We start from the raw sequence: 6,934 nt of genomic DNA on the forward strand, positions 1-6,934 counted from the left end.
GTGGTTTAAAGAGTACCTGCCCGGCCATCGCGAGCCAGCCAATGGCGCTGCGCGGACTCATTACAACCACGTCCATAATGCCGTCGTCGATCACGGCATTGGGAATGAAGTCGATTCCGCCGGGCAGCAGCCCGCAGTTGCCAAAGAGCACGCTGCGTACGCGCCGCTGCTGCTCAGGTTCGTCGTCGAGCGAAATGCTGACCTTGGTCCGCCGGCCGGGCAGATGCCGGACACCCGACTCACCGTAGGCAAGCCACCCGACGTTCTTCTTCAAGTCGTCACGGGTATCGGCGACCATTTTGGCGTCGAATCCGATGCCGGCCATCACCAGGAAGGCATGCCGGGTTTTTTCTCCGGTCTCGGAGCTTTCCAACGTGATCGTGCCGGTATCGATCCGGCGATCGTCGCCGAACAAAGCGGTGGCAATACTGCCGTCCAGGTCTGTGACATTCATTTCAAGGTTCCGGGCCAGCAGATTGCCGGTGCCAAGCGGCACGAGCCCGAGCGTCACGTCGGTGCCGGCGAGGGTCTCGGCGACCACACGTACGGTGCCGTCGCCACCGCAGGCGATAACGGCGTCGGCCTTCCGGGCCAGGGCTTCCTCTGTCATCGCCTTGCCCGGATCATCCTTGCTGGTTTCCAGGAACATTGGCTCCGGCCAGCCTGCAAGTTCGCACTCCCGGATGATGATCCTGCGTGCCCTCGCGGCGTTGGTCTTGATGGGATTTATGACAACGGCGACGAGCTGCTTTTCGCGGTCGGAGGACAGTGACCGCACCGCCGGATCCGGATCAGGCTCGGGCTGGCGCAGCTTCCGCACGCCGTACCAGCTGGCCGCTGCGATAACGACGACGGCGCAACCTATGAGCGCGAGAATCCAAGTATCCATGGTTCTACAACAATAGCCGTCCGGCCCTGAACCCCGGCCCTGAACCCCGGCCCTGAACCCCGGCCCTGAACCCGGCTGTGAATCCGCAGCTAATCGTCTACGGCGGAATCGTCGTGCCGATTCGATAGTCTTGGACAGTGATCGACGTAAATGAACTCCGCGAGAACCCCGACCTCTTCCGCGCGTCCCAGCGTGCCCGTATGGCCGATGAGTCGATTGTTGATGCCATCATCGCCGCGGATTCGACCCGCCGTTCGGCACTGAACCGGTTTGAGTCACTGCGGGCCGAGCAGAACGCCTTCGGCAAGAAGGTGGCGGTGGCCAAGGGCGAAGAGAAGCAGGCTCTGCTGGTCGAGGTCAAGGAACTGGCGGGTTCAGTGAAGGCGGCGCAGGCGGAGTCGGATCAGGCCAAGACGGAGCAGGACGCGTTGGTGCGCAGCATGTCCAACGTTATCGAGCCGGGTGTGCCTTCCGGCGGCGAGGACGACTTCGAGACGCTGCGCCATGTCGGAGAACCCCGCGACTTCGGCGCCGAAGGATTCGAACCGAAAGACCACCTGCAGCTGGGCGAGCTGACTGGGGGAATCGACATGGAACGCGGTGCCAAGGTTTCCGGCGCCCGGTTCTACTTCCTCAAGGGCATGGTCGCGCGCCTCGAGATCGCCTTGCTGAGGCTCGCCCTGGATGAGGCAATCTCGCATGGTTTCACGCCGATGATCACGCCGACGCTGGTCCGTCCGGAGACCATGGCGGGCACTGGCTTCCTCGGCGAGCATTCAGACGAGATCTACCACCTCGAAGAGGACGACCTGTATCTGGTGGGGACCTCGGAGGTGGCACTCGCCGGTTACCACGGGGATGAAATCCTCGACCTCTCCAACGGCCCAGTCCGCTATGCCGGCTGGTCCTCCTGCTACCGCCGTGAAGCCGGCTCACACGGCAAGGACACCCGCGGCATTATCCGCGTCCACCAGTTCAATAAAGTCGAAATGTTCTCCTACGTCCGGATTGAAGACGCAGAGGCCGAGCACCAGCGGATGCTGGCGTGGGAAGAGGAAATGCTGGCCAAGGCGGAATTGTCCTACCGGGTCATCCACACCGCGGCCGGCGATCTCGGAACCTCCGCGGCGCGAAAATACGACTGCGAGGCGTGGGTTCCCACCCAAGGCGCATATCGGGAGCTGACTTCGACTTCGAACTGCACGACATTTCAGGCCCGCCGGCTGAACATCCGGGAACGCATTCCCGGCGAGGGTGGAGCTGCGACGAAGGGCACCCGCCCGGTCGCAACGCTCAACGGGACCATGGCCACCACACGGTGGCTGGTCGCCATTTTGGAAACGCATCAGCAGCCGGACGGCTCCGTAATTGTTCCGGAAGCGCTGCGTCCGTACATGGGCGGTGTGAAGGTCATTCCGGTGCTGTAGGGGCGCTTTATGTGAGCGAAATCCTACCGAATCGGGAAAGTCTCTGATTCACTTGGTAGATGACAACAGATACAAGGGCAGGCATCGAAGACCTGCAGACGAAGACGCAGATGAGAACGGGGGCAGAGAAAACCCGCGTGACCACCAACAATAAAAAGCTCATAGCCCTGGATGTGGACGGCACACTCGTCGATCATGAAGGCCGGATGAGCGAGCAAGTCCGCGAAGCGGCGCAGGCCGTCGTCGAGGCGGGACATGAAGTCATGATCGCCACCGGGCGGTCGCTGAATGCAACCCTGCCGGTGATCCAGAAAATCGGGATGACGAGCGGCTACAGCGTCTGCTCCAACGGCGGTGTCACGCTCCGGATCGACATGGATCTGCCGGACGGATATGAGGTTCTCAAGCGGGTTACCTTCGATCCGAAACGAGCACTGATGGCACTGCGGGAAAAGCTGCCGGCTGCCAAGTACGCGCTCGAGGATAACGAGGGAAACTTTCTCTCCACAGAACGGTTCCAGGACGCCAGCTTCGGCATCGAGGCCAAGGCCGTCGACTTCAACACCCTGCTTGACACCACCGCCGTCCGTGTCGTGGTGTTCAGCTCGGAAACCGAGCCGGACGATTTTTCCCGTGCCATCCATTCAGCCGGTTTGGACGGAGTGACCTACTCGGTGGGCTGGACCGCCTGGCTGGATATCGCGGCCTCCGGCGTCACCAAGGCCAGCGCCTTGGAGAACCTCCGCCAGGATCTGAACATCGACCCGTCGCGGACAGTGGCCATCGGAGACGGGCGTAACGACGTCGAAATGCTCAGCTGGGCCGCCCGCGGGATTGCCATGGGGCAGGCCCCGGCGGAAGTTGCCGACGCCGCTTCTGAAGTCACCACATCGGTGTACGACGACGGCGCAGCAAAGGTCCTCCGACGCCTCCTGTAAGTTAGATCAGGATTTCGCGCCGGCTGTCGAGCAGACCGAGCAGGCGGGCGGCAGCGGGGCGGGCCGCCCATTCCTCCTGCCAGAGGGAGCGCACCACGGCCTTGCTGACTGCCTGTGGTGTGATCCCGAGCTCCGCGGCGACGGCTTTCTGCTGGCCGCGCACTCCGGGAATCATCAGGTCGACGACGTTCCATTCAGACTGGGAGCGAACGGCGACAATCCGTCCCAACAGGCGCAGCACTGCCTCTGATTCGGCGGCCAGGTCCCGCTCCAGCCCCTCAACGGCCAGCGGAACCTGGTCATGGATCTTCAGCGCCCGTTCTGCCGCCCGGCGCGAGTAAACCATTCCGTAGCCGGAGGCCTCGACGATTCTTTCCGGCAGCGGATCATCCACCCGCCCGACGCCGATGCCCACCGACCAGGAGCCGCCGCGCAATGCGGACAGCGCCGCTGTAATGGCATCCGCCGCGTCGATGGTCACGCCCTGCACCTCATCGCTGACCGAGCGTTGGAATTCAATCACGGCAGGGATATGCCGCAGCTGGCGGACCAACTGCGGCACCATGTCACCGACGTCGCGCGAATTGCGCTGGTCCATGGTGACAACGTACATAGCACCAGTATGCGTACTGCAGGGACGAAAACAACCGATTTAGGTTGTCTGGCGAGTTCGCGCCGCCCGGAGCTACTTGCTCCCGGAACCGGAAATAACCGTCTGCAGGCGGGAAATCATCGACTCCCGTGAGACGGGTGCGATCCGGTACAGCGTCTCCTCGTCCTGCTGACGGATTTCCAAACCGTGCACGTTGCCGGTGGAGGCGTAGAAGGTGGTGTTGTCCACCGACTCACTTTCCTGCGCGATACCGGTCACCACTGTGATCGCGCGGGTATCGCCCAGCAGTTCCGCGGCCCGGGCCTCGAACTGCTCCTGGTTCAGCTCCACCGTCTCGCCGTCTTCGGTCGTCTGCTCAGCCGGGTCGGCCAGGATAGCCAACCGGTCCGCAAACCTCTCCGCCGGATAGACGCTGAAGGCGTGGATGCCGACGTCGTTGACTTCTTCCTCGAGGATGTCGTCGCCATGCACGTAGCCGTAGAGCCAGTATTTTCCGTTGCCCGTGGTCCGCTCCGCGGCAACAAGGCGCTGCCCCGTCCGGCGCAGCATAATGATGCCGGTGATGTCCTCACTGGCGTTCAGCTTGGCCGGTTCGGCCTCGCCTTCCGCCACCTCGGGATAGGCGAGACCCTTGACCAGCAGGGACCGCAGCGCCACATTGCCGGCGAACTGGATCTGGTCCTGGTGCTCCTCCAGAAACGGCAGCGCCACCAGTTGGTCGCGTCCGACGCCGTCGAGCGCGACGATCTCCTCGTCGGTCAGGGTTGGCAATGACTGTTCGTCGTTGCCGCTGACGGCCAGCACGGCCTTGGCGGCTTCGAGGTCACGGTCGGTCCACCCGTTTGGGATTTCACTCATCGTCGAAAGCCCTCCAATACTTCAGTTGAAACCTTGCAGCAAGGAATTTCAGCGGTCGCGGCCTTGCACGTCCTCGGCGGAGTCGCCCTCGGTGTGGAAGCGCTTGAAGGAAGCCTCAACCTCGGCCTCCGCGGCGGCGCGGTCCTCCCAATCGGCGGCTTCGACCCACTTGCCCGGCTCCAGATCCTTGTACTTGGTGAAGAAGTGCTTGATCTCGTCGAGCACGAAGTCCGAGACGTCGGAGAGTTCCTGGATGTGGTCGAAACGCGGGTCGACCGGAACGGTCAGCACCTTGGCGTCGCCACCGCCGTCGTCGGTCATGTTGAACACGCCAACCGGCCGGACTTCCACCAGCACACCGGGAACAAGGTCGACGTCGAGCAGCATAAGTGCGTCCAGCGGGTCTTCGTCCTCGCCGAGGGAGTTTTCGATGTAGCCGTAGTGTGCCGGGTACTGCATGGAGGTGAAGAGGATGCGGTCCAGGCGCAGCCGGTGCGTCTCATGATCGATCTCGTACTTGACCTTTGAGCCCTTGGGGATCTCAATGGTGATGTCAAACTTCATGGGGCGCTCCTTTTGAGGCGTCGTGGGCGTTGGAATCCGGCGCCGGAGAAGACGCCGCTCTACTATCCAAGATATAGTGCCTAAGTTCAGATCCAGCACTCGAGTCTCGCACACCAAGGAATTTGTAAGCCATGATCTCCGCAATTCCCGGCACCGGGGCGTGATGCGAACCGCGGGAAAGTTCTTCACCGGCGTCCTGCTCGCGGTGGTGCTGGCGGCGCTGGTCATACCGGTCGGGCTTTACCTTGGGCCGGCCGTCGTCGACGCGATCGAACCTGACGCTCCCGTCGTCGAACCGAAGATCCCCAAGGCGCAGCGGCCACCGTCCGAAGTCTCGGCGATGACCGCCGTAACCGAGCTGTCCGAAACTGCGCCAATGCCGGGCCGCGGGGTTCTGGCGAAACGCCTGGATGCGGCACTGATCGCCGCCGGGGAGGGTGGATTCACCGGCGTCGTCCGGGATGCGCTCACCGGCAAAGTGCTTTACGACGACGGCGCGAACCAGCCGCGGGTGCCCGCGTCGAACACCAAACTGCTGACCGCCGTCACGGTCCTCGATGCCCTCGGGGCGGAGCACCGGTTCAGTACCACGGTGGTGCAGGGGGAGGATCCGCGCGAGCTGACCCTGGTCGGGGGCGGCGATGTGTTACTGGCGGCGGGGGAGTCCGATCCGGATGCCGTTATGGGTCATGCCGGTCTGGCGACGCTGGCCGAACAGACGGTCGCGTCCCTCGTGCAGGAGGGCGTTACCGGGAAAATGACCGTCAAGGTGGATGACACTTTGTTCACGGGCAGGCCCGCCCATGAGGTCTGGCTGGCGGGCGACCTGCAGGCCGGGCAGGTGGCGCCGATCTTTCCGATGGCGTTGAATTCCGGCCGCTATTCGCCGGCGGAGCGGTTTGGGGCACGCCCGCAGGACTCAGCCTTGCATGTAGGCAGGACGTTTGCCGATGCGTTGCGGAAAGCCGGGAAAGAGGCAGGCATCAAGGTGGCCGGCGGCGTCAGCCGGGGATCCGCGGATGGTGAACCTGCCGATGGTAATGACTCTTCGACCGCGGCTCCCGACGGAAGCTCCGGCCGCGCCAACGCCCCGACCGTACTCGCCGCCGTCGAGTCCGCCACCGTTGCAGAGCAGGTCGAACTCATGCTGGAAACCTCGGACAATTACCTGGCCGAGACGCTGAGCCGGATGGCCGCCGTTGCCAAGGGACGTCCGGCGTCGTTCGATGGATCCACAAAGACGATCGAGAAGACTATCGCGCGCCTCGGCGTGGATACGACCGGGCTCGTCCTGGCCGATTCGAGTGGTCTTTCCACGGCGAACCGGGTCAGCACGGCCCAGCTGGCGGCGACGCTGCGGATCATCGTGAATACCGAAGACCCGGATCTGGCGGCTGTCCGTGATGGGCTCCCCATCGCCGGCCTGACCGGAACGCTTTCCGACCGTTACACGAAGGACCCAGCACTGGCCGGGGCAGGCTTGGTACGGGCGAAAACGGGCACCTTGAATGAAGTGCTCGCACTTTCCGGGTACGTGGTCACGGCCCAAGGGCGCCTGCTTGTCTTCTCCTTCATTGGCAATGAACTTGGATCGGTCAGTCTCGCCAACGAGCACGCGCTGGACCGGGCCGCGGCAATTCTTGCC

The 6,934-nt window shown here is 63.4% G+C and carries 7 protein-coding genes; 3 read left to right on the plus strand and 4 right to left on the minus strand.

Annotated features, from left to right (window positions below; translation table 11 throughout):
* Nucleotides 1–889, minus strand: an 889-nt coding sequence (locus tag Y707_RS27870) for a diacylglycerol/lipid kinase family protein (RefSeq protein WP_051442246.1), incomplete at its 3' end; no start/stop codon positions are given.
* Nucleotides 890–1,026: 137 nt separating this feature from the next.
* Between Y707_RS27870 and serS the strand changes: the two genes are divergently transcribed.
* Both serS and Y707_RS0120100 read left to right on the plus strand, forming a co-directional pair.
* Entirely contained in the window at nt 1,027–2,316 is a 1,290-nt protein-coding gene (gene serS, locus Y707_RS0120095; protein ID WP_026536396.1) for a serine--tRNA ligase, read from the plus strand.
* Nucleotides 2,317–2,426: 110 nt separating this feature from the next.
* A complete protein-coding gene (locus Y707_RS0120100) occupies nt 2,427–3,254 on the plus strand; it encodes an HAD family hydrolase (RefSeq protein ID WP_051442247.1) in 828 nt (275 codons plus the stop codon).
* A gap of 1 nt (nt 3,255) precedes the next feature.
* Here Y707_RS0120100 and Y707_RS0120105 read toward each other — a convergent pair whose 3' ends face one another.
* From Y707_RS0120105 to Y707_RS27880, 3 genes are all read right to left on the minus strand, one after another.
* Nucleotides 3,256–3,867 (minus strand): hypothetical protein, encoded by a 612-nt coding sequence (locus Y707_RS0120105; RefSeq protein ID WP_026536398.1) that lies wholly within the window; start codon nt 3,865–3,867, stop codon nt 3,256–3,258.
* A 72-nt stretch (nt 3,868–3,939) separates the two neighbouring features.
* A complete protein-coding gene (locus Y707_RS27875; protein ID WP_051442248.1) occupies nt 3,940–4,725 on the minus strand; it encodes a hypothetical protein in 786 nt (261 codons plus the stop codon).
* Between the two features lie 48 nt (nt 4,726–4,773).
* Nucleotides 4,774–5,289 (minus strand): inorganic diphosphatase, encoded by a 516-nt coding sequence (locus Y707_RS27880; protein ID WP_051442249.1) that lies wholly within the window; start codon nt 5,287–5,289, stop codon nt 4,774–4,776.
* Between the two features lie 76 nt (nt 5,290–5,365).
* On the opposite strand from Y707_RS27880, the gene dacB reads away from it, so the two are divergent.
* The coding region (gene dacB / locus Y707_RS0120120; protein WP_253905283.1) for a D-alanyl-D-alanine carboxypeptidase/D-alanyl-D-alanine endopeptidase at nt 5,366–6,934 on the plus strand (1,569 nt) is incomplete at its 3' end.

Origin of the sequence: Arthrobacter sp. H14 (assembly GCF_000520495.1) — a bacterium.
Lineage (GTDB): Bacteria > Actinomycetota > Actinomycetes > Actinomycetales > Micrococcaceae > Arthrobacter_C.